The 21,346-nt window shown below is 70.9% G+C and carries 16 protein-coding genes and 2 tRNA genes; 8 read left to right on the top strand and 10 right to left on the bottom strand.

Annotated elements, in window-relative coordinates:
- The first annotated feature begins 612 nt into the window (after positions 1-612).
- The 3 genes from ACIBTU_RS09700 to ACIBTU_RS09710 are packed head-to-tail and all read left to right on the top strand — an operon-like array spanning position 613 to position 5,323.
- On the top strand, positions 613-1,509 hold the full coding sequence (locus ACIBTU_RS09700; RefSeq protein WP_399125449.1) for an FAD binding domain-containing protein: 897 nt from the start codon (positions 613-615) through the stop codon (positions 1,507-1,509).
- Positions 1,506-2,969 carry a 2Fe-2S iron-sulfur cluster-binding protein gene (locus ACIBTU_RS09705; protein WP_399125450.1) on the top strand — a complete coding sequence of 488 codons (1,464 nt, stop codon included), beginning with the start codon at positions 1,506-1,508 and terminating at the stop codon, positions 2,967-2,969. Before ACIBTU_RS09700 ends, ACIBTU_RS09705 begins: the two co-directional genes overlap by 4 nt.
- Complete coding sequence (locus ACIBTU_RS09710; protein ID WP_399125451.1) at positions 2,966-5,323, top strand: xanthine dehydrogenase family protein molybdopterin-binding subunit; 2,358 nt, start codon at positions 2,966-2,968, stop codon at positions 5,321-5,323. Before ACIBTU_RS09705 ends, ACIBTU_RS09710 begins: the two co-directional genes overlap by 4 nt.
- A gap of 37 nt (positions 5,324-5,360) precedes the next feature.
- Here ACIBTU_RS09710 and ACIBTU_RS09715 read toward each other — a convergent pair whose 3' ends face one another.
- From ACIBTU_RS09715 to ACIBTU_RS09725, 3 genes are read right to left on the bottom strand one after another with little or no spacing between them, the layout of a single operon-like run.
- Positions 5,361-6,020 (bottom strand): hypothetical protein, encoded by a 660-nt coding sequence (locus ACIBTU_RS09715; protein ID WP_399125452.1) that lies wholly within the window; start codon positions 6,018-6,020, stop codon positions 5,361-5,363.
- A 55-nt stretch (positions 6,021-6,075) separates the two neighbouring features.
- A complete protein-coding gene (locus ACIBTU_RS09720; protein ID WP_399125453.1) occupies positions 6,076-8,340 on the bottom strand; it encodes a hypothetical protein in 2,265 nt (754 codons plus the stop codon).
- Positions 8,340-8,798: a hypothetical protein gene (locus ACIBTU_RS09725; protein ID WP_399125454.1), complete on the bottom strand. Its 459-nt coding sequence runs from the start codon at positions 8,796-8,798 to the stop codon at positions 8,340-8,342. The genes ACIBTU_RS09720 and ACIBTU_RS09725 overlap by 1 nt, the downstream gene beginning before the upstream one ends.
- Before the next feature lie 307 nt (positions 8,799-9,105).
- On the opposite strand from ACIBTU_RS09725, the gene ACIBTU_RS09730 reads away from it, so the two are divergent.
- Positions 9,106-9,573, top strand: a complete 468-nt coding sequence (locus ACIBTU_RS09730; protein ID WP_399125786.1) for a GNAT family N-acetyltransferase — start codon at positions 9,106-9,108, stop codon at positions 9,571-9,573.
- Positions 9,574-9,673: 100 nt separating this feature from the next.
- Here the strand turns inward: ACIBTU_RS09730 and ACIBTU_RS09735 are convergent.
- The 3 genes from ACIBTU_RS09735 to ACIBTU_RS09745 form a co-directional block, all read right to left on the bottom strand.
- Positions 9,674-9,746, bottom strand: a tRNA-Ala gene (locus ACIBTU_RS09735).
- Positions 9,747-10,184: 438 nt separating this feature from the next.
- Positions 10,185-11,411, bottom strand: coding sequence for a hypothetical protein (locus ACIBTU_RS09740; protein ID WP_399125455.1), 1,227 nt, complete (start codon positions 11,409-11,411; stop codon positions 10,185-10,187).
- A gap of 238 nt (positions 11,412-11,649) precedes the next feature.
- A tRNA-Cys gene (locus ACIBTU_RS09745) sits at positions 11,650-11,721 on the bottom strand.
- 326 nt (positions 11,722-12,047) lie between these two features.
- On the opposite strand from ACIBTU_RS09745, the gene ACIBTU_RS09750 reads away from it, so the two are divergent.
- From ACIBTU_RS09750 to ACIBTU_RS09765, 4 genes are all read left to right on the top strand, one after another.
- A complete protein-coding gene (locus ACIBTU_RS09750; RefSeq protein ID WP_399125456.1) occupies positions 12,048-13,529 on the top strand; it encodes an MFS transporter in 1,482 nt (493 codons plus the stop codon).
- Positions 13,530-13,836: 307 nt separating this feature from the next.
- Positions 13,837-15,636: a DEAD/DEAH box helicase gene (locus ACIBTU_RS09755; RefSeq protein WP_399125457.1), complete on the top strand. Its 1,800-nt coding sequence runs from the start codon at positions 13,837-13,839 to the stop codon at positions 15,634-15,636.
- 316 nt (positions 15,637-15,952) lie between these two features.
- Positions 15,953-16,591: an IclR family transcriptional regulator gene (locus ACIBTU_RS09760; protein WP_188338624.1), complete on the top strand. Its 639-nt coding sequence runs from the start codon at positions 15,953-15,955 to the stop codon at positions 16,589-16,591.
- 187 nt (positions 16,592-16,778) lie between these two features.
- On the top strand, positions 16,779-17,570 hold the full coding sequence (locus tag ACIBTU_RS09765; RefSeq protein ID WP_399125458.1) for a S16 family serine protease: 792 nt from the start codon (positions 16,779-16,781) through the stop codon (positions 17,568-17,570).
- Between the two features lie 21 nt (positions 17,571-17,591).
- On the opposite strand, the gene ACIBTU_RS09770 is transcribed toward ACIBTU_RS09765, so the two are convergent.
- The 4 genes from ACIBTU_RS09770 to ACIBTU_RS09785 are packed head-to-tail and all read right to left on the bottom strand — an operon-like array spanning position 17,592 to position 21,340.
- Positions 17,592-18,569 (bottom strand): glycine betaine ABC transporter substrate-binding protein, encoded by a 978-nt coding sequence (locus ACIBTU_RS09770; protein WP_399125459.1) that lies wholly within the window; start codon positions 18,567-18,569, stop codon positions 17,592-17,594.
- The gene (locus tag ACIBTU_RS09775; RefSeq protein WP_399125460.1) at positions 18,566-19,426 is read right to left on the bottom strand and encodes an ABC transporter permease; all 861 of its coding nucleotides are present in this window, start codon (positions 19,424-19,426) and stop codon (positions 18,566-18,568) included. Before ACIBTU_RS09775 ends, ACIBTU_RS09770 begins: the two co-directional genes overlap by 4 nt.
- The gene (locus ACIBTU_RS09780; protein WP_399125462.1) at positions 19,423-20,700 is read right to left on the bottom strand and encodes a betaine/proline/choline family ABC transporter ATP-binding protein; all 1,278 of its coding nucleotides are present in this window, start codon (positions 20,698-20,700) and stop codon (positions 19,423-19,425) included. Before ACIBTU_RS09780 ends, ACIBTU_RS09775 begins: the two co-directional genes overlap by 4 nt.
- Positions 20,693-21,340, bottom strand: coding sequence for an ABC transporter permease (locus ACIBTU_RS09785; protein ID WP_399125463.1), 648 nt, complete (start codon positions 21,338-21,340; stop codon positions 20,693-20,695). Before ACIBTU_RS09785 ends, ACIBTU_RS09780 begins: the two co-directional genes overlap by 8 nt.
- Between the last annotated feature and the right edge of the window lie 6 nt (positions 21,341-21,346).

A 21,346-nucleotide genomic window follows, 5' to 3' on the forward strand; every position in this document is an offset into this window, starting at 1 on the left:
CGGTCGGGGGTTCTTTCGCGTGGGGTCGGGAGCGCTTCGTGTTTTCGGGGTGCTCGGACGTCCGATCGAAGGGGCGCCCCCGATCGTGTGAGTCGCGGGTCGGGGCGGCGTGTCCCGGCAGGTCCGGCGCCGGGGCCCGTGGTGCGCCGCGTCCCTGTCACGGGCGGGCGCCCCGGACCGCACCGGTGCGCGCGGGGGAGCGGGCCCGTCCGGATATGCGCGCCGGGACGGCACGACCGGCCCTTACGCGCTTCTTATGTGACGTACATATGCGACGCGCATGCCGGCCGGACGCGACTCCCTCGCATCCCCGGGCCGCCTTACGGAGCGCCGTCCGAAACGTCTCGTACGCCACCGGAGAGGGGCAGAGCGCCCGAGGCGGTGATGTGCCGTCAAATCGGTCATCTCCCAGGTGGAAGGGGCGAATGCCTCCTACCGGACCCCCTCTCCGGGCGCCGGGGAAGATGTGCCAGAGTTGCCACGTCCGGCCTGTCAGCACGTACCGTACGGCGGAACAGGCGTTACGGCGGGTACGACGGTCGCGCGCGGACCACGCGGGGCCAAGGCCGCCGCCGATGCGCACGGCCGGACATCGGGAAGGGGCAGCCGGCTTTGACCACGCACGCACCGCAGGCGACACAGGCCGCGGTACTTCCGGGTTCGCTCGACGAGGCGGTCGCGGCGCTCGCCGCCCTGCCCGCCGCCGTGCCTGTAGCCGGCGGCACCGATCTCATGGCGCAGGTCAACGCGGGTCAACTCCGTCCCGCCGCACTCGTCGGACTCGGCCGGATCAGCGAGATCCGCGGCTGGCAGTACCAGGACGGGCACGCGCTCCTCGGCGCCGGACTCACCCACGCCCGCATGGGCCGCCCCGACTTCGCCGCGCTCATCCCCGCCCTCGCCGCCGCCGCCCGCGCCGCCGGACCGCCCCAGATCCGCAACGCCGGCACCCTCGGCGGCAACATCGCCTCCGCCGCGCCCACCAACGACTCGCTGCCCGTGCTCGCCGCCCTCGAGGCCACCCTCGTCATCGCGGGGCCCGGCGGCGCCCGGCGCGAGGTGCCGGTCTCGCACCTGCTCGCCGGTATGGAGATGCTCCGGCCCGGCGAACTCATCGGCTTCGTACGGGTGCCGCTGCTGCACGCCCCGCAGGTCTTCCTCAAGGCGACCGGCCGCACCGGGCCCGCGCGCGCGACCGCCTCCGTGGCCCTGGTCCTGGATCCGGCCCGGCGCGGTGTGCGCTGCGCCGTCGGCGCGATCGCGCCCATGCCTCTGCGGCCCCTGGAGGCCGAGCAGTGGGTGGCCTCGCTCATCGACTGGGACGGGGAGCGCGGGGCGCTCGTGCCCGAGGCCGTGCAGGCGTTCGGCGAGTACGTCGCCGCGGCCTGCATCCCCGATCCGGAGCCCGACGCGGACGGCACGCAGCAGCAACTGCCGCCCGCCGTACTGCATCTGCGGCGCACCGTCGCCGTACTGGCCCGGCGTGCACTTGGGAGGGCGCTGTCGTGACGAACGAGTACCGCGGTCCGGGCTCCGACGCCCCTGGTTCCGATGTCCCCGGTGCCGACGGATGGCAGCCGGTGCCGCCGGGCGAGTACGACTCCGACGCGACCGCCTTCGTACAGCTGCCGCCCGAGGGCTTCCCGGAGACCGCGCCGCTGGCCGCACCTGGGCACAGCTACGTGCCGCCGCAGATAACGGTGAGCCCGGCCACGGGTGCCGCCGCGGTCGATCCCTCGGCGACCGGGGTGTGGGTGCTCCCGCCCGAGCTGACCGGGGCCGCACCGGAGCAGCCCGCGCAGGCCCAGCAGCGGCCCGAACCGCAGCCCGCGCATCCCGAGTACGTCGAGCACGCCGAGCACGCCGAGTACGTCGAGCACGCCGAGTACCAGACCGGGCAGTGGTCGATCCCCGTCGTGTCGGAGGCTGAACTCGCGGACGACTCCGGGGAGTTCACGACCTCGTCGATCGCCGAGCAGTGGGGCGACCGGACCCCGCCGCCCGCGACGCTGCCCGGCGGCGCGACCGCGCCGTGGGCCCACGAGGCATGGGCGCAGCCCGATCCGGAGCCCGAGCCCGTGCCGGTCGAGGTTCCGGAACCGGTGGAGGCCGCCGCCGCCGCACCGGAACCGGAGCCGGAGCCGGAGCCGGAAGCGGTGGTGGACGAGGTCGTCGAGCCGGCCGCCGACGGCGCATCCGGCGACGGCGACGGCGACAGTGGGGCCGAGGCCGAAGGCGACGGCGAAGCCGCCGTCGAGCCGGCCGCCCCCGCCCCGGAGGCCACGCCCCTGCACGACGACCACCCCCTGGCCAGCTACGTCCTGCGGGTCAACGGCAGCGACCGCCCCGTCACCGACGCCTGGATCGGCGAGTCCCTGCTCTACGTGCTGCGCGAGCGGCTCGGCCTGGCCGGCGCCAAGGACGGCTGCTCGCAGGGCGAGTGCGGCGCGTGCAACGTCCAGGTGGACGGCCGCCTCGTCGCCTCCTGCCTCGTCCCGGCCGCCACCACCGCCGGCAGCGAGGTCCGTACGGTCGAGGGTCTGGCCGCCGACGGGCAGCCCTCGGACGTGCAGCGGGCCCTGACCGCCTGCGGCGCCGTCCAGTGCGGCTTCTGCGTACCCGGCATGGCGATGACCGTCCACGACCTCCTCGAGGGCAACCCCGACCCGAGCGACCTGGAAGCGCGCCAGGCCCTGTGCGGCAACCTGTGCCGCTGCTCCGGCTACCGCGGGGTGCTCGACGCGGTGCGGCAGGTGACCGCCGAGCGCAGGGCGTCCACCGAGACCACCGAGGCCACCGAGACTGGCGGACCGGGCGTGCCCGAGGGCGGCGAACCGCGCATCCCGCACCAGGGCGGCCCCGTGCACGGCGAGGGCGTGGCCCCGCCCTCCGGCGAACCCGGCCCGTTCGGCGAGACCGGCGCGGGCGACGGCGCATTCGGTGACTTCCGGAACGGAGGGCGGGCATGACGAACGACGCGACCGAGGCCACCACCCTGCTCACCGGGGCCGCTCCGGCCCCGGGTACGCCCCCCGGCCCGCCCGAGACCGAGGAACTCCCGCACGGCCTCGGCGTCACGCTGCCGACCGTGGAGGCCGCCCCCAAGGCCGAGGGCACGTTCCCGTACGCCTCCGACCTGTGGGCCGAGGGCCTGCTCTGGGCCGCCGTGCTGCGCTCCCCGCACGCCCACGCGCGCGTGCTGTCCATCGACACCACCCACGCGCGCGAGATGCCCGGCGTGCGCGCCGTCGTCACGCACGAGGACGTCCCCGGCGGGCCCGTGCCCGGCCACCGGGCCGCCGACCGCCCGGTGTTCGCCTCCGACCTCGTGCGCCACCACGGCGAGGCGCTCGCCGCCGTCGCCGCCGACCATCCGGACACGGCCCGGATCGCCGCCGCCGCGATCATCGTCGAGTACGAGGTCCTCGAACCCGTCACCGATCCCGAACAGGCCTTCGCCGCCGAGCCGTTGCACCCCGACGGCAACCTGATCCGGCACATCCCGCTGCGCCACGGCGACCAGGAGGCGACCGGCGAGACCGTCGTCGAGGGTCTCTACCGCATCGGCCGCCAGGACCCCGCTCCCATCGGCGCCGAGGCCGGCCTCGCCGTCCCGCGCCCGGACGGCGGCGTCGAGCTCTACATCGCCTCGACCGACCCGCACGGCGACCGCGACCTGGCCGCCGCCCGCTACGGCCTGGAGCCCGAGCGGGTGAAGGTCGTCGTCACGGGCGTCGCCGGCGCGACCGCCGACCGCGAGGACCCGAGCTTCCACCTGCCGCTCGGCCTGCTCGCGCTGCGCACCGGCCACCCGGTCAAGCTCACCGCGACCCGCGAGGAGTCCTTCCTCGGCCACCCGCACCGCCATCCGAGCCTGCTGCGCTACCGCCACCACGCCGACGCCGAGGGCCGGTTGGTGAAGGTCGAGGCGCAGATCCTGCTCGACGCGGGCGCCTACGCCGACACCTCGTCCGACGCCCTCGCGGCCGCCGTCTCCTTCGCGTGCGGCCCGTACGTCGTGCCGAACGCCTCGATCGAGGGCTGGGCGGTCCGTACGAACAACCCGCCCTCCGGTCACGTACGCGGCGAGGGCGCGCTCCAGGTCTGCGCCGCCTACGAGGCCCAGATGGACAAGCTCGCCAAGAAGCTGAACCTGGACCCGGCCGAGCTGCGCCTGCGCAACGTGATGGCCACGGGCGACGTCCTGCCCACCGGTCAGGCCGTCACCTGCCCCGCCCCCGTCGCCGAACTCCTCACCTCTGTACGGGACTTCCCGCTCCCCGAGCTCCCCATGGACACCCCGGAGGAGGACTGGCTGCTGCCCGGCGGCCCCGAGGGCGCGGGCGAGCCGGGGGCCGTGCGGCGCGGGGTCGGCTACGGCATCGGCATGGTGCACATGCTCGGCGCGGAGGGCGCCGACGAGGTCTCCACCGCCACGGTGAAGGTCCAGGGCGGTGTCGCCACCGTCATCTGCGCGGCCGTCGAGACCGGCCAGGGCTTCACGACGCTGGCCCGCCAGATCGTCCAGGAGACGCTCGGTATCGACGAGGTCCATGTGGCGCCCGTCGACACCGACCAGCCCCCGGCGGGCCCCGGCTGCCGGGGCCGGCACACCTGGGTCTCGGGCGGCGCCGTCGAGCGGGCGGCCAAGATGGTCCGCACCCAGCTCCTCCAGCCGCTGGCCCACAAGTTCGGCATGTCGACCGAGCTGCTCCAGATCGCCGACGGCAAGATCACCTCCTACGACGGCGTCCTGTCGACCACGGTCGAGGAGGCCATGGACGGCAAGGAGCTCTGGGCCACCGCCCAGTGCCGCCCGCACCCCACCGAGCCCCTCGACGCGGACGGCCAGGGCGACGCCTTCGTCGGCCTCGCCTTCTGCGCGATCCGCGCGGTCGTGGACGTCGACATCGAGCTCGGCTCCGTCCGGGTCGTCGAACTGGCCGTGGCCCAGGACGTGGGCCGGGTCCTCAACCCCGGCCAGCTCGCGGCCCGGATCGAGGCGGGCGTCACCCAGGGCGTCGGCGCGGCCCTCACGGAGAACCTCCGCACCTCCCAGGGCATCGTCCGCCGCCCCGACCTCACCGGCTACGCCCTGCCGACCTCCCTCGACGCCCCCGACATCCGCATCGTCAAACTCGTCGAGGAACGCGACGTGGTGGCCCCCTTCGGCGCCAAGTCCGTCGGCGCGGCCCCGGTCGTGGCCTCCCCGGCAGCCGTGGCCTCCGCCGTCCGCGCGGCGACAGGCCGCCCCGTCAACCGCCTCCCGATCCGGCCCCAGGCAGCGGTCGTCACGGAGCCAGCCGCAACGCCAACTCCTTGACCCCCGTACGACCGGTGACGGGGGCCGTGAGCCGACGTCAGGGCTGATTGCTCTGCGGGGATGGGAGTTTTTCGGGCAGCGCCGCCGTCGATGCGCAGCCCACCCGATCCGCCACCTTCCGGGCGATCGAGTTGAGGATCGTCATGCGGTCCCTGCTCGAGTCGTCCCCGTGGATCTTTCCTGCGGCAGAGTACATCTGGGCTTTCACGTACTGAGTGTCGCCGATGAAGGAGCTCTTGCCCTCGGCCTTGCTCGGGCACTTGAAATACAGATTCGCGCCGTTCGGACCAGTGGCCGCGTAGACCCCGAGACGGTATTCGACTTTGTCGTGGTCGGAGTTGTCGCCGCTGGGCTTGGGATGCCCGACTGATGCCAGGAACTCCACTTCCAGGAGCGGAGTTCCGCTGCCGTCCCCTGTTTTGTATATCGAGCATGAACTTCTTGCGGTCGATTTGTCGTGCAGGTGCTCGACGGCCCTTCTGAGGGAGAAGGTGTTGGGTTCGCCGGCATCGTTCGTTCCGGTCAGTTCGTCGAAGCGGTCGGTGCCTGCGATGCGCGTCAACGCTTCGGCAGCCGCGGTGTCGAGTGCCCCTTCGCACACCTGCCGAGCGGATACCCCGGAGTCACGATTCGCCGGCTCGTCCTTTTTCGGTGCATCGCTGCAGCCTGCCGCGACCATGGCCAGGAAGGCCGTCAAGGCGGCTCTCCTGAGAGGGGCGTGGCGCATCATCCGCCGCATGTCCGATTCCTTCTCAGTCCTTGTAGGGCGGGCGCCCACGATAGTCGTTCTCATGCGCCCCCGTCCCCATGTAGCCGGCCTTGATCCCCTCGACCCATTGCTGGTCGTCGGCCTTCGCCGCGTATTCGGGGTGTCCCTTGAAGTAGGCTTCGTAGGTGGACCCGAGGTCGTCGGTGCCCTTTCCGTAGAACTCGCGGCTGGTCATCTGGGACTTGTTGACCGGATCGGACTCCGCCGCGTCGGCACTCTTGTCGATCTCCTGCCCGATCAGAGTGTTCGCTGCGTCGGTGAGGGTGTCCGCGGCCAGTGGGGCGATGACGACAGCAGCGGCGGTCGAGCCCGGGAGCGGAATGGACGCGACTCCACCTGCGACCACGGCCCCTGCCACAAGCTTCTTCCAGTCGGAGGATCTCGCGAGCGACTTGTTGGCCTCTTCGGACTCTTGCGAGTAGGTGGTTTCGGCCTGTGCGACGCGAGAGTTGTCCAGGATTCCTCGGGCCTCCGCTCCCACGCTCATGGCGTCATGCGCGTGGGCCACATTGGCGTCACTGGTCGCCGGGTTGGCGTCCAGCAGACTCAGCGTGTAGAGGTGCTGGGCAGCTGTCACGGTCTTGTGGGAGGTCTCGTCCTGGCCCAGCACGCTCAGGAAGTCGATGGCCCCCTGATTTCCGAACTGTGCGCGTCCAGCATATTTCGCCGGAAAGTCGCCGGAATCCTTTCCGTGGTCGCCGATGCCGGAGAGGGCATAGTCGATGTCATCGATGTACGCCCCGCCCATCTTGCCCAGGCTGTCTGCCAACTCGGGCTGTTCGTGCAGCATCTTGGGGCCGTCCTCCCCGCCGTACAGGTAGGCGACCTGTTCCATGACGCCGGCGGTCGCCGCGTTGCGCAGATCCCCGCTTCCCGGGGTCATCGGATCCTTCTGCGCCATGGGGTCCGCGTCGTACGCGTATCCGGTCGTAGCTGCCTCCAAGGCGTGCCCCAGCGCGTCGTGCCCGGCCACGAACTTGTCGTTTCCCTCATATGTGGCGTCAGCCGCCCAGATGCGGTCCTGTGTCAGGTACTTGAGGTGTTCGTTGACCTCTGAGTCCTTGTTGACGGTGGACCCTCCACCGTCGGGCTGGGCGAAGAACTGGGTCGAGGCATCCGGATTGTGGCCCATCGCCTGCAGGAACCCGGTCATCGGGTCCCGCCCCCGGTCGTCCTTGCCCCAGTAGTTGAGGTCGCCCTGGTTCCAGTTGTTGACCCAGGGATTCAAGTCCTTGACGTTGTGTTGCTTGTCGTAGGTGATGAGCTTGTCGCCGTAGTCGTTGAGGAACCGGTCGTCGTAGTTCCCGAACCGCATGAGGTTGCTCATGACGGCAAACCCGCGAGGGTTGTTGGCATCGTCGGTGCCCAGTTCGCCGGGCCCCATGGCGACCACTTGCTTCTCCCAGCTGCGCATCTTCGCGCTGTCCGAGAGCGTTGCAGTGCCCAGGGTGATGCCCAGGTTCTTCTGTAGCTGCTTGGCCTCGCCCCCGCGCTTGGGGTCGTACGAGACGCCATAGGGGTCTGCGATGCCGGCGTAGAAGGTCATCATCTTCTTGGGCCCGGCATCCGTGGCGAACTGCTCGGCGAAGAGGGGATCGTTCTTGTACTTCGCCAGGTCTGCGTTGAGTGCCGCAAGCTCGGTGGTGGAGACGTCGTGCGGGTTCTTCCGCACGGTCTTGGCCGCCTGCTCAGCCGCTTTGATCGCATCCGCGGCCTCGTCCCGGTCTTTGTATCCCGCGTCGGAGAATCCGTACTCCGCGTGGTCGACGATCATCCGCAGTACCTTGGCTGCGGTGCTGTCACTCTCGGTGGCCTTCTTGAGGATGGCTTCGATGTCGTCGCGGAGGGCTGTGGCGCCCCTTCCCGCGCCCTCAGGATCGGTGGTGGGGTGGGGCACGACATCGAACGAGCCGTCGCCCTTGTCCACCACGGTGTAGTTCGGGGCGTTCTCGATCGCTGTGTTCAACCGCTGCTTGTACGTGGCAAGTTCGCCGCGTGTGTCTTTGATGATGTTCCAGACGGTCTGCGCCTGTGTGTGCGCGTCGTCGAACTCGCCGGCCGTCTTGTCGACGAACTCCCGGGTGACCGTGGCGTTGATGCCCGCCCAGTCCGCCCCGTCCGCCTTCTTCTTCAGGTTGTCGCGAGCATCGCCGGCGAGCCGCTTGAGGTCTTTCGTCATCGTCTCCCAGCGGCTGACCGCGTCGTCGAGCTTGGAGAGGTTGAGGTGACGGAGCGCGTCGAGGTCCATTACTTGCCCGAGGTCCTCTCGTCGAAGCCTTTGTCCAGAGTGGAGATGCTGCTGATCACGCCTTCGATGTAGACCTCGTCCTTGGCGTGCGTGCTCTGGGTGACGTGAAGGTGGTTCGAGATGTGTGCGGTCGCGTCGAGCAGTGACTGCACCTGGTCGATCCAGTGCGTCGCGACATGGTCGATGGCCGCGCCGAGTTCGAAGCCGTCGCTCTTCTTCATACTGTCCACCACGCTCATGGAGGCGAGGCGGGCCTTGTCACTGACGTCGCCGAAGTCCTTGTGCAGGTCGTGCGCAGCTTTCCCCACGGCGATGAGGTCCTTGTCGTCAACCTTGAGGTCACCGTATGTGCTGGGTCCGCTGCCACCAGGATCAACAGGGACGCTGTTGAGCTGCATCTGTGTGGAGTGGCGTTCCGCCGCTTCCTTCTTGAGCCGTTCCCACTCGTCCCATGCCATGGGCGACTTGCCTCCCCGCGCCGAGAATTTCCGTTGCTGGTGCGACTGTCGGATGTGCAGAATCCGAGCAACCTAGCAATTCGAGACAGCGATCTTGCAGGCTGTTGCCCTTTAGGGCGCGGGCTTGACGAGAAGTGGCTGAAATTTGCTGGTCGTGATGAGCGGGTTCGCGAACGGATACTCGGGGTTCTCGCAGGCGTCAGCCCGCGAATCCGGGACCCCCTAGGCTCGCCCCGTGACCGATGACATCGCGTACGACATACGGATCCGGCCCGGCAGCGGGGACGACGCGCCCGCCATTCTCGGGATGCTCGACGGTGCTGTGGCCTGGATGAACTCACGGGGGAACACGGAGCAGTGGGGGACCGTGCCGTACTCGCGGACGCGGGGCGGTACCGAGCGCGTCGAGCGGTACACCACCGTCAACCAGCCCTTCGTCGCCGAGCTGGACGGCGTGCCCGTCGGGGCCGTCGTGCTGGACACCGGGCCCAGCCCGCAGATGCCGATCGCTCCGGCTGGTGAACCCGAGCGCTACGTACGGCTGTTGATCAGCGACCGGCGGCGGGCGGGGCTCGGGATCGGGGCGGCGCTGCTCGCGCGGGCCGTGGAGGAGACGCGGCGGGCCGACGTGGGGCTGCTGCGGGTGGACTGCTGGGCGGGCGGCGGAGGGCAACTCGTCGCGTACTACGAGCGGAACGGGTTCGTCCGTACGGAGAGCTTCCGGTCCGGTCAGTGGCCCGGGCAGGTGCTGGCCCGGCGGGTCGACGCGGGCTGACGTGGGCTGACGCCGAAAGGGCGCCCCCTTCGCGGAGATCGTCCGCGAGCGGGGGCGCCCTTTCGTCTTCGCGCAGCCCAGCGCCGTTGGGCTGCGACCGAGGCCGTGACCGGAATCGAACCGGCGTGCTTCGCTTTGCGCAACGAATCCCTCAACCACTCGGGCACACGGCCATGAGACGTGCTGTTCAGTTGTGCGCGTGCTTCTCCGCGGGCGGAGCCCGCTCCCCGCAGCGACGCGTACCGAACCTTTGCTCAACTGGACCTATACGACCCCCGCCTGCCCCTGTCCGCCGCGGACTGCGCGGCCCTCGAAGATCTCGCCGCGACCTGGTCCGGGACCCCCGCCCCGTACAACCTCACGCAGGCCCTGACGGCGGGTCTGCCGCCGACCGTCCATGCACCCCGAGCCTTCGTCACCCGATGCCTCCGCGACAAGATCCGGCTGACGCTGCCGCTGACGTACAGGGCGACGCCGGCGATCGAAACAGGAATGGACAGCCCGAGTGCGATTACGGCTTCTGTCCAGTCGCGTTCGGCTGGTCTTGTGTGGGAAGTCGCGGTCGAACTCGCGTGGTTGCATGGCCGGCTGTCAGCGGGCCTTCTCCGGACTTACTGCTCGCGGTCGCGGAAGGCCGGCGCCTTCGGGAAGGTGACGCGGGTGCAGTCGTGGCGCTCGGTGATGTCGTTCACGTAGGCACGGAAGAGGGATTCGGTCGTTCCGGAGTTCAGGACGCGGTCGTAGTCGGGGTGGACGGACAGCGTGTGCAGGGCAGGGCGGCCCGCGCACACGGACGAGGCCCACCAGATGCCGTCGTGACCGCCTGCCGAGCCCAGTTCGATGTGCTCGGCGCCGCCGTCCATGAGGAACGGGATCCGGTACCCGACCGTACGGGCCTCGGGTCCGGCGTAAGTGGCGGTGCGCAGCCACCAGGGACTGTGGCCGAGCGCGTGGTCGGTCTGGTCGCGGTCCTTCTCCGGCATGGCTTCGGCGATCGTGCGGATCTTGTCGGGGCTCGGAGCCAGGACGCAGGTCTCGGCGTGGGCCGACGCGGCGGCGGGGACGGACAGGGCCCGGTCGGGCAGCCGGTAGTCGTCGTTGCGCCGCAGGTGGGCCGGGTAGAACGCGCAGGATCCGGTGGCCGTACGAGCAGGGCGAAGCTTCACCGAGGTCTCGGGGAGCGGGCCCTTCACCTCGGGGAGCTTCGAGTCGCAGTGGTAACGATCGGCGACCCGCCCGGCGGCGTCCCGCGCGAGTTCGGCCAGGCGCAGTCGGTCCGCGTGGGGGAGCGGCTCGTACGCGGCCCGTGCCGTGACGTGGAAGAGCCGGTCGGGGCCGCACTCGGCGCGGACGGTCACGGAATCGGCGTCGTACCAGCCGAGCGTGCCGTCGCCGAGGGGGTACGGCTCGGGGCGGACGGCCCGTGCCGTGACGTCATCGGCGTAGATCCGATCGAAGGAATCGAACGGGTCGTCGTTCATGTCGAGTTCCCCGCCGAGCAGAACGCCGGGGCCGGGATGACGGCCGATCGTCGTGGCCGGTGGCGGTGTGGCGGGACCGAGGTCATCGCGGAACACCTGGAGCCGGAACAGCCCGTCGTTCTTCTCGGCCGTTCCCCGGTAGACGTCGCAGATCTCGTACGAGCTCCCGTCGGTCCCGAGGACGCCCTCCCGTGCGAAGGCTCGTCCCGTCCCGCCGCGCAGCTCCATCACCTCCGAGCCGGAGACGAGCCCCGCGCACGCGGCGCCGATGTTCCGCTCGCTGGAGGCCCGGTCGCGGATGTCGTCGACGGTCAGCATCCCCGCGTACAGACTCAACGCGATCCCGCCGACGGCCACCGCTCGCCACCCTTTGACCAACCCCGCCCGCACGAAAGCCCCTTCGCCCTGGACCGCACCACACGACCGACCGCCGCATGGACCTGTCAGAGGGTAACGGCGGCCGATTCCCGACGTTCGTGTCATGGACGTGGCCGGGATGCCTGGCAGAGGGCTCGGTCCGCATGCCGAAGGGGCGCCCCGTGCAGACGGGGCGCCCCTTCAGGTGGCGCAGCTCAGCGCCGTTGAGCTGCGTCGGAGGCCGTGACCGGAATCGAACCGGCGTGCTTCGCTTTGCAGGCGAATCCCTCAACCACTCGGGCACACGGCCATGAGACGTGCTGTTCAGTTGTGCGCGTGCTTCTCCGCGGGCGGAGCCCGCCGATGGATGCGGCGCAGGCGAATCCCTCAACCACTCGGGCACACGGCCAAGCAGGTTCGGTCGGGGGTGCCTTTCGGCGGGCTCCCGGTCGAACTGCAATGACCGTACGAGGCCTGGCGCGACCTGCTCAAGGGATCCGGGCGGGGCGCAACACGACTGCCACACCCCGTTCACGGGTGGGGGCGGAGGGTGGGCGGTCGTACGACCAAGGGACCAGGAAGAAGGGGGTCCTCCGACAGGGGTCAGGGGGTGTCATGCCCCTTACTCTGATGCTCATGGCCGCCCTCGAAGACGACGTCACCGCCGCATCCGTCCCGGCACCCGCATCCGAGTCCACCGGCGACATCGCCGACACCGAGGACGGCGGTGTCCTGGGGCGGGCCTATCGCGCGCTCAGTATCGGGGTCGTCACCGTCGTCCTGCTGATCGCCTTCGAGGCGACCGCCGTGGGTACCGCGATGCCGGTCGCCGCGCGGGAGCTGGACGGGGTGTCGCTGTACGCGTTCGCGTTCTCGGGGTACTTCACGACGAGCCTGTTCGGCATGGTGCTCGCCGGGCAGTGGGCCGACCGGAGCGGGCCGCTGGGGGCGCTGAGCGCCGGGATCGGGGCGTTCGCGGCCGGGCTCGTGCTCGCCGGAACCGCCGGGACCATGTGGCTGTTCGTCGCCGGGCGGGCCGTGCAGGGGCTCGGCGGCGGCCTCGTCATCGTCGCCCTGTACGTCGTCGTCAGCCGGGCCTACCCGGAGCGGCTGCGGCCCGCGATCATGGCGGCGTTCGCGGCGAGCTGGGTCGTGCCGTCCATCGTCGGGCCGCTCGCCGCCGGGGCCGTCACCGAGCACCTGGGATGGCGCTGGGTGTTCCTGGGGATCCCGGTGCTGGTGCTGCTGCCGCTCGGGCTCGCGGTGCCGCAGATCCGGCGCCGGGCCGGCGGTCCGCCCGCCACCGGCACCCCCGCCGGTGAGAAGGGGGCCGGGCTCGACCGGCGGCGGATCCGGCTCGCGTTCGGGATCTCGCTCGGGGCGGGACTGCTCCAGTACGCCGCCCAGGACCTGCGCCTCCTCTCCCTGCTGCCCGGCCTCGCGGGCGCCGCGCTGCTCGTGCCGTCCGTGCTCGGCGTGCTGCCCCGCGGCACGTACCGGGCGGTGCGCGGGCTGCCGTCGGTGGTGCTGCTGCGCGGGATCGCGTCCGGGGCTTTCATCGCGGCCGAGTCCTTCGTCCCGCTGATGCTGGTCACGCAGCGGGGCCTGTCGCCGACGCTGGCCGGGTTCTCGCTGGCCGCGGGCGGCGCGACCTGGGCGCTGGGCTCGTGGGTGCAGTCCCGGCCCCGCCTGGAGCCGTACCGGCAGCGGATGGTCGCCGGCGGCATGGTGCTGGTCGCCGCCGCGATCGCGACCGCGCCGAGCGTCCTGATCGCGGCCGTCCCCGTCTGGATCGTCGCGGTGGCCTGGGCCTTCGGCTGCCTGGGCATGGGGCTCGTGATCTCGTCCACCAGCGTGCTGCTGTTCCAGCTGTCCGCGCCGCAGGAGGCCGGGGCGAACTCCGCCGCGCTGCAGATCTCCGACGGCCTCACCAGCGTCGTGCTGCTCGCGGCGGGCGGCGCCGCGTTCGCCGCGCTCGGCGGGGGAGCGGTCGGGCACGGGGTCGCGCAGGGGGCGGGCGGCTCGCACCCGGGGGCGTTCGCCGCCGTGTTCCTGCCGATGGCGGTGGTCGCGCTCGCCGGGGCCTGGGTCGGGACGCGGCTGCGGGCCGCGCGCTGAGAGGACCGGTGGGGAGGGCCTGCGGGCGGTGGAGAGGCCCGGCGGGCGGTGAAGGTGCCCCGTGGGCGTTGGAGAGGCCCGGCCGGGCGGTGACGTGATCGCGACTGCCTGTGAAAGACGGCCAGTTGATCTGTGACCCGCGTCCCAACCACCCCCGCCCGGCCTCGTCCGCCGCGCTCGTCAACCCGGCCCCCGGTAAGGTGGCCCGGTTGTCATACGTAGCCGTGATGCCGAGATCGGCGGACGCAGCCCACGTAGCGACGACGCCTACGTAGCCGTGCCGTCCAGCCCTGAGTAATCGGAGACCGTGACTACCACCGCCGCCACCAGCTCCTCGTCCCACCACCTCTCCCCGGCCTTCCCCGGCCGCGCCCCCTGGGGCACCGCCAACAAGCTGCGTGCCTGGCAGCAGGGCGCGATGGAGAGGTACATCCAGGAGCAGCCGCGGGACTTCCTGGCGGTCGCCACCCCCGGCGCCGGCAAGACGACCTTCGCGCTCACCCTCGCCTCCTGGCTGCTGCACCACCACGTCGTGCAGCAGGTGACCGTGGTCGCGCCGACCGAGCACCTGAAGAAGCAGTGGGCGGAAGCCGCGGCCCGCATAGGGATCAAGCTGGACCCCGAGTACAGCGCGGGCCCGCTCAGCAAGGAGTACCAGGGCGTCGCCGTGACGTACGCGGGCGTCGGCGTGCGGCCCATGCTGCACCGCAACCGCTCCGAGCAGCGCAAGACGCTGGTCATCCTCGACGAGATCCACCACGCCGGTGACTCGAAGTCCTGGGGCGAGGCCTGCCTGGAGGCGTTCGAGCCGGCCACCCGCCGCCTCGCCCTCACCGGCACCCCGTTCCGCTCCGACACCAACCCGATCCCCTTCGTCACGTACGAGGAGGGCAAGGACGGCATCCGGCGCTCCTCCGCCGACTACACGTACGGCTACGGCAGCGCCCTCGGCGACGGCGTCGTCCGCCCCGTGATCTTCCTCAGCTACAGCGGCAACATGCGCTGGCGCACCAAGGCCGGCGACGAGATCGCGGCGCGGCTCGGCGAGCCCATGACCAAGGACGCCGTCAGCCAGGCCTGGCGCACCGCGCTCGACCCGCGCGGCGAATGGATGCCGAGCGTGCTGCGCGCCGCCGACGCCCGCCTCACCGAGGTCAGGAAGGGCATCCCCGACGCGGGCGCCCTCGTCATCGCCTCCGACCAGGAGTCGGCGCGCGCCTACGCGAAGCTCATCCGGGAGATCACCGGGAGCAAGGCGACGCTCGTCCTCTCCGACGACACCGGCGCCTCGAAGCGGATCGACGACTTCGCCGCGAGCGAGGACCGCTGGATGGTCGCCGTCCGCATGGTGTCCGAAGGCGTCGACGTGCCGCGCCTCGCGGTCGGCGTGTACGCGACGACGATCTCGACGCCGCTGTTCTTCGCGCAGGCCGTCGGCCGTTTCGTACGGTCCCGGCGGCGCGGCGAGACGGCCTCCGTCTTCCTGCCCACCGTCCCCGACCTGCTCGGCTTCGCCAACGAGATGGAGGTCGAGCGCGACCACGTCCTCGACAAGCCGAAGAAGGAAGGCGAGGAGGACCCCTACGCCGAGTCCGAGCAGGAGATGGACGAGGCGAACAAGCAGCAGGACGAGGACACCGGCGAGCAGGAGCAGTTCTCCTTCGAGGCGCTGGAGTCCGAGGCCGTCTTCGACCGGGTCCTCTACGACGGCGCCGAGTTCGGCATGCAGGCCCACCCGGGCAGCGAGGAGGAGCAGGACTACCTCGGCATCCCCGGGCTCCTCGAACCCGACCAGGTGCAGCTGCTGCTCCAGAAGCGGCAGGCCCGGCAGATCGCGCACAGCAAGAAGAAGCCGGACAGTGAGGCCGATCTCCTTGAGATGCCGGCCGAGCGGCGGCCCGTCGTCTCCCACAAGGAGATGATGGAGCTGCGCAAGCAGCTGAACACGTTGGTCGGCGCGTACCGTCACCAGAGCGGCAAACCGCACGGCGTCATCCACACCGAGCTGCGCCGGGTGTGCGGCGGGCCGCCGAGCGCGGAGGCGACCGCGGGGCAGCTGCGGCAGCGCATCGCGAAGGTCCAGGAGTGGGCCACGCGCATGTCCTGAGCGGCGCCGGGGGCAGTTCCTGCGGGGTGTGCGGACCGGGGCATTCCCGATGATCTCCGGCTAGTTACTGACCGGATTCTGGACGGAGTCTTCCGCTGAGCGGACCGTCTCGCTAGATTCCCGGGCAACGCACACGCCCCGTGGCAGAGCCGCCGCGGAGCGCAGCCGGTACGCCCGAAGACTTGCCGTACGCACCAGACGCACGCGGCGCAGGGCCTGCTGCCGACCGGCGGCCTCTGACGCGCGTCGCCGAACGGGACCGGTGGCGCAACCGCCGCGGAGGAGACCGCCTACCTCACACTAAGGAGTGGGCGTCGTGACCGCGGAGACCTCCCAGACGCTCGACCGGGGACTACGAGTCCTCAAACTGCTCGCCGACACCGATCACGGCCTGACCGTGACCGAGCTCTCCAACAAGCTCGGGGTCAACCGGACCGTCGTCTACCGCCTCCTCGCCACGCTGGAACAGCACGCCCTGGTCCGCCGTGACCTCGGTGGCCGGGCCCGCGTGGGGCTCGGGGTGCTGCGGCTCGGCCGGCAGGTGCATCCGCTGGTGCGCGAGGCCGCGCTGCCGGCGCTGCGCTCGCTGGCCGAGGACATCGGGGCGACGGCGCATCTGACCCTCGTGGACGGGACGGAGGCCCTTGCCGTGGCCGTCGTCGAGCCGACCTGGACGGACTATCACGTGGCGTACCGGGCCGGGTTCCGGCATCCGCTCGATCGTGGGGCTGCGGGCCGGGCCATTCTCGCGGCGCGGGGCGGGTCCCTGGAGCCCGGGTACACGCTGACGCACGGGGAGCTGGAGGCGGGCGCGAGTGGTGCGGCCGCGCCGCTGCTCGGGGTGACCGGGCTCGAGGGGTCGGTCGGGGTCGTGATGCTGGCGGATGCCGTTCCGGAACGGGTGGGGCCGCGGGTTCTTGATGCGGCGCGTGAGGTTGCCGACGCCTTGCGCTGAGGGTTCGTCTGCGGCTCCGGTGGGGCTTCTCGCGCAGTTCCCCGCGCCCCTGAAATGCAGACCCTTCGGGTCGCATTTCCCCGATAGAGGCTGAGCGGCGAAGCCGCTCGCCTCTAGGGGCGCGGGGAACTGCGCGACCAGCCCCCACCGGAGCCGCAGACGAAGGACCGCCCGATACATTGGCTGCGTGTTCAATCGCCTCAGTCGTCACACCCGCCTCGCCCTGTGCGCCGTCCCCTTCGTGGGGCTGGTCGCGACGGCGGCCTTCGCCCCGCTGCCTTTCGCCGTGGCGCAGCCCGGGCCGACGACGAACGTGCTGGGGGAAGCCGGTGGCAAACCCGTCATCGAGGTGAGCGGCGCCCCCACCCGGGACACGGGCGGTCAGCTGCGCGCGGTGACGATCCTCGCGACGGGGCCGGACGCGACGCTGCACCTGGGCGGCCTGCTCGACGCCTGGTTCCGTGACGACCGCGCGGTGATGCCCAAGGACTCCGTGTATCCGCAGGGCGACACCACCAAGGAGATCGAGCAGCACAACCAGCAGGAGATGAAGGGTTCGCAGGACGCCGCGACCGAGGCCGCCCTGGACTACCTCGGCGAGGACTCCGGCAAGGTGAAGGTGTCGCTGCAGCTCGGCGACGTCGGCGGGCCCAGCGCGGGCCTGCTGTTCTCGCTCGGCATCGTCGACCTGCTCGACGGCGACGGCGCGGGCGGCGACCTGACCGGCGGGAAGTCGATCGCGGGCACGGGCACGATCGACGACGGCGGCCGGGTCGGCGCGGTCGGCGGTGTCTCGCTCAAGGTGCAGGCCGCCCACCGCGACGGGGCGACCGTCTTCCTCGTACCGAAGGCGGAGTGCCGGGACGCGAAGGCGTCGGCGCCGAAGTCGATGCGGCTGATCCCGGTGACCACGCTCAAGGGCGCGGTCACCGATCTGACGGACTTCAAGAAGGGCTCCGGGTCCGTGCCGAAGTGCTGACCCGGTGCCGGGCGGGCCGGGTCACTCCTTGACGAAGCCCTCCTGCACCAGCCAGTCCTTCGCCACGTCGTGCGGGTCCTGCCCGTCGACGTCGACCTTGGAGTTCAGGTCCTGGGCGACGGTGTTGTTCAGCTTCTTGGTGATCGGCTCGATGACCTCGGCCATCTTCGGGTACTTCTTCAGCGCCTTGCTGTTGATCACCGGGGACGCGTTGTAGTTCGGGAAGAACTTCTTGTCGTCGTCCATCACCGTGAGGTGCATGGCCTTGATGCGGCCGTCGGTCGTGAAGACCTCGCCGTAGGTGCAGGTGCCCTTGGCGGCCTGCGTGTAGATGATGCCGGTGTCCATCTGCGTGATGTTCTTGGCCGGCAGCTTCATCCCGTACTTCTTCTCCATGCCGGGCAGCCCGTCGGCCCGGTTGGCGAACTCGCTCTCCACGCACAGCGTGACCGCGCCCGGGTCCTTCTTCGAGAGCGCGGCGACGTCGGAGAGCGTCTTGGTGCCGTACTTCTTGTACTTGGCCTGGTTCATGGCGAGCGCGTACGTGTTGTTGAGCGCGGCCTTCGGCAGCCAGGTGACGCCGTTCTTCGCGTCGGCGTCGCGGACCGCCGTCCACTGCTTCTGCGGGTCGGGGATGGGCGCGGAGTTGCCGAGGTACGTGATCCAGCCGGTGCCCGTGTAGTCGTACATGGCGTCCGCGTCACCGGACTTGATGGCCTCGCGGGCGCCGATGGAGCCCTGGATGCCGGTCCGGTCGAGGACGTCGGCGCCGGCCGCCTTGAACGCGATGCCCATGATCGCGCCGAGGATCAGCTGCTCGGTGAACTCCTTGGACGCGACCGTGATGTCCGCGCCCTTCAGCGGCTCGCCCTGGCCGACCGAGCCCGGGTGCACGTCGTCGACCAGCGGGCTGCCGCTGGTGAGCCCGCAGCCCGAGAGCCCGGCCAGCAGGGTCAGACCGGACAGCGCGGCGGCGACCACGCGTACGCGGTACCTCATGAGCGCACCTCCAGACCGCGCGGCCGCAGCAGGAGCTCGGCCAGGGACGCCAGCCAGTCCACGAGCAGCGCGAGCGCGATCGTCAGGATCGAGCCGAGCATCAGGACCGGCATGCGCTGATTGGTGATGCCGGTGGTGATCAGGACGCCGAGCCCGCCGCCGCCGCCGAACGTGGCGAGCGTGGCGGTGCCGACGTTGAGGACGAGGGCCGTGCGCACACCGGCCAGGATCAGCGGTACGGCCAGCGGCAGTTCGACCTTGCGGAGGACGCCGAGCGGCGACATGCCGATGCCGCGGGCCGCCTCGAGGAGTGTCGGGTCGTTCGCCTTGAGGCCCGCGATCGTGTTGGAGAGCACCGGCAGGATCGCGTAGATGATGATGCCGATGAGGGCCGACTTCTCGCCGATGCCGAGCCAGATGACGAGCAGGGCGAGCAGGCCGATCGCCGGGGTGGCCTGCCCCATGTTCGCGATGGTCAGGGCGATCGGGGTCGCCTTGCGGAACATCTTGCGGGTCAGCAGGATGCCCAGCGGGATCGCGATGATCAGCACGAAGAACGTGGAGATCACGGTGAGGCTGATGTGCTGGCGCAGCGCCTTCCACACCTGGCCGTTGGAGAGCGCGTTCTCGGAGATCGGGTCGAGGTCCGCGTTCGCGAACCACAGCCAGGTGCCGAGGAGCACCAGGATCAGTACGGCGGGCAGGAACGTCAGCTTCTGCCAGGTGATGCGGCGGGCCGGCCGGGGCGCGGGCGGCTGGGCCTCCTGCTCGGCCTCGCCGTCGTCGCGGAACGCGAGGCCCTTGACCTCGTGCTCGCCCTGGGGACGGGCGGGGTCCTGCTTGCGGGGACTGCTCACGCCTTCGCCTCCCCCTCGGCGGCCGTCGCGCCCTCCTGCTCCTCGTGGGTCTGCTGGGCGCGGTGCTCCTCCAGCTCGTGCTGGTGCTCGACGGCCTCGAGGCGGTCGGCCTCCAGGAGTTCGTGCACGGAGTTCATGAGCGTCTCCATGTCGACGACGCCCTCGTACTCGCCGCGCCGGCCGGTGACCGCGACCCGGCCCGCGTTGTCCGTGAGGACGGCCTCCAGCGCGTCGCGCAGGGTCGCGTCCCAGGTCACCGTGTCGTGGACCAGGGTGCCGGCGCGGGCCAGGGAGCCCTTGGCCCGCATCAGGTCGCCGCGCCGCAGCCACTTGTAGGGGCGGCGGCGCTTGTCGAGCAGCAGCAGCTCGTTCGTCCCCGCCGCGCGGAGCTTGTTGAAGATCTCCTGGAGCGGGTCGTCGACCTGGACGGTGGGGTAGTCGGTCACCTCGACGTCGCGGACGCGGGTGAGGTTGAGGCGCTTGAGCGCGGCGCCCGCGCCGACGAAGCCGGAGACGAAGTCGTCGGCCGGGTTGGTGAGGATCGCCTCGGGGGTGTCGAACTGGGCGATGTGCGACTTCTCGCGGAGCACCGCGATTCGGTCGCCGAGCTTGATCGCCTCGTCGAAGTCGTGGGTGACGAAGACGATCGTCTTGTGAAGCTCGTGCTGGAGCCGGATCAGCTCGTCCTGGAGGTGGTCGCGGGTGATCGGGTCGACGGCGCCGAACGGCTCGTCCATCAGCAGTACGGGCGGGTCGGCGGCGAGCGCCCGGGCCACGCCGACGCGCTGCTGCTGGCCGCCGGAGAGCTGGCGCGGGTAGCGGCCGTGGAACTCGCCGGGGTCGAGCCCGACGAGGTCCAGCATCTCCTCGACCCGCGACTTGATCCTCGACTTGGACCAGCCGACCATCTTCGGGACGAGCGCGATGTTCTGGGCGACGGTCATGTGCGGGAACAGGCCCGAGGACTGGATCGCGTAGCCGACCTTGCGGCGCAGCTTCACCGGGTCCATGTCGGTGACGTCCTCGCCGCCGATGCGGATGCGGCCGCCGGTCGGCTCGATCAGCCGGTTGATCATCTTCAGGGTCGTCGACTTCCCGCAGCCCGAGGGGCCGACGAAGATGATCAGCTCGCCCGCCTTGATCTCCATGTTCACGCTGTCCACGGCCGGGTCGGCCGAGCCGGGGTAGCGCTTGCTGAGGTTCTCCAGCTCGATGCTGGCCCCGGACGCGGCCGTCGCGTTCGTCGCGGGCGCGTCGGCAGTGGCTTCAGACACGGATCCCCCTCGGGATGGTCAGCCGTCCGATGAGGACGTACGCGGCGTCGAACAGCAGGGCGAGGATGATGATGCCGAGGGTGCCGGCGAGCACCTGGTTGAGCGCGTTCTTGCTGCCCAGCGAGGCGATGCCGCGGAAGATCTCGTTGCCGAGGCCGGGGCCCGAGGCGTACGCGGCGATGGCCGCGATGCCCATGAGCATCTGGGTGGAGACCCGGATCCCGGTGAGGATCGGCGGCCAGGCCAGCGGCAGCTCGACCTTGACGAGCCGGGCGAGGCGGGACATCCCGATGCCCTTCGCCGCGTCGATCAGCGAGGGGTCGACGCCGCGCAGCCCGACGATCGAGTTCCGCACGATCGGCAGCAGCCCGTACAGGGTCAGCGCGATGACGGTCGGGGCGACGCCGAGGCCGACGATCGGGATGAGCAGACCGATCATGGCCAGCGAGGGGATCGTCAGGATGGTGGAGGTGGCGGTCGTCGCCAGGTTCCCGCCCCATTCGCTGCGGTACGTGAGGACGCCGACGAGGACGCCGATCACGGTGGCGACGACCATGCACTGGAAGACGGCGCTGGCGTGCTGCGCCGCGTCGGCGAGCAGCTGCTGGTGCCGGTTGACCAGGTAGTCCCAGAAGTTCATCGGCCC

This window comes from Streptomyces sp. NPDC050145, from assembly GCF_044460245.1.
Lineage (GTDB): Bacteria > Actinomycetota > Actinomycetes > Streptomycetales > Streptomycetaceae > Streptomyces.